1 protein-coding gene is annotated in these 1,341 nt (G+C 62.0%); it reads right to left on the reverse strand.

What is annotated here, in order from left to right:
* Positions 1–60: 60 nt before the first annotated feature.
* Positions 61–1,221, reverse strand: a complete 1,161-nt coding sequence (locus HMPREF1316_RS01740; RefSeq protein WP_021725174.1) for an IS256 family transposase — start codon at positions 1,219–1,221, stop codon at positions 61–63.
* Between the last annotated feature and the right edge of the window lie 120 nt (positions 1,222–1,341).

Below are 1,341 nucleotides of genomic sequence, written 5' to 3' on the forward strand. Positions count from 1 at the left end.
GGTACCGTCAAGATCGTTGCGCACTTTCCGACAGCCTGTTAGGCCTGCCCTCCGGTACGGCTACTCATCCAGCAGAGTCACGTCCAGGTAGCGCCTCGAGCCCCACTCGCTTTCAGCAACGTACTTGAGCCTCGCGGTCACGAGCATGAGTGCGGAATTGCCGTCTGGGAAGGTGCCCACCACCCTCGTCCTACGACGAATCTCCCTATTGAGGCGTTCGATGGCATTGTTGGTGCGTATGCGCCTCCAGTGCTCCCTTGGGAAGCGCGTGTAGGTCAGGGTCTCCGCGTAGCCGTTGCGGACGACCTTCGCGGCCTCCTTGAGCTTCATCTTGTCGAGCTCCTCGGCGACCTCGATCGCCTTGGCCTCGCTGGCCTCTCGCGACTCCATCGCGTGGATTGCCTTCAGCATCGCTGCCGTCTTGGGGCGCCTCGACTTAGGCACCTTTGCCAGCACGTTCCTATAGAAGTGGACCGTGCAGCGCTGGTAGGCAGCCCCGGGGAAGACCTCCGCTGCCGAGCCCACCATTCCGGCAGCCTTATCACCGGTGAACATCCTCACGCCGCGAAGGCCGCGGGACCTCAGCCACGAGAGAAACTCACGCCAGCACTCCGACGACTCGGTAAACCCCTCGGCGGCACCGATGACCTCGCGATAGCCGTCACTGTTGACGCCTATCGCAACCATCACGGCCACGTTCTCGTAGGAGCCTCCCCAGCTGCGCTTGAGGTATATCCCATCGACGTAGACGTAGGGATACTCCCGCTCGAGCGGACGTGATCGCCACTCCTCGACCGCGGCAAACGCCCTCTCGTTGAGGTTGGAGACGGTGGCGGCCGACACGCTCGAACCCCAGAGGATCTCCGAGACGTCCTCGATGCGCCTGGTGGAGACCCCGGCCAGGTACATCTCGATCATCGCCTCCTCGACCGAGGTCTCCCGCCTGCGATAGCGATCGATGATCGCAGTGGTGAACCTCATGCCCTTGAGTTTGGGCATGCGCAGGGTCACCTCGCCCGACGTGGTTGCGAGCCTGCGTGCGTAGTGCCCGGCACGATAGGCCTCGCGCCCGGCGGTGCGCTCGTAACGCTCTGCGCCAACAAGGTCGTCGGCCTCCTCGTCCAAAAGGCCGTTCAGCGTCTCCTCGACGGTTTTTCTGACGAGCTCGCGCAGGTCTGTCCTCAGCGACTCCTCATTCAAAGATACAATGGGTTCGGGCATGGTCTACCTCCAGCATGCTTCTTGTCTCGACAACTCGAATCATATCGGGGCGGGCCGTGCCCTCCTTCCTTATCTGGACGCTATTCCGCTGTCAAAGTGCGCAAGAAATTGTACGTTACC

It is taken from the genome of Olsenella profusa F0195, from assembly GCF_000468755.1.
In the GTDB taxonomy this organism is placed as follows: Bacteria; Actinomycetota; Coriobacteriia; order Coriobacteriales; family Atopobiaceae; genus Olsenella_F; species Olsenella_F profusa.

Excerpts from the sequence above, each read along its gene's own strand:
- HMPREF1316_RS01740 (WP_021725174.1), bottom strand. The coding sequence starts at position 1,221 with ATGCCCGAACCCATTGTATCTTTGAATGAGGAGTCGCTGAGGACAGAC.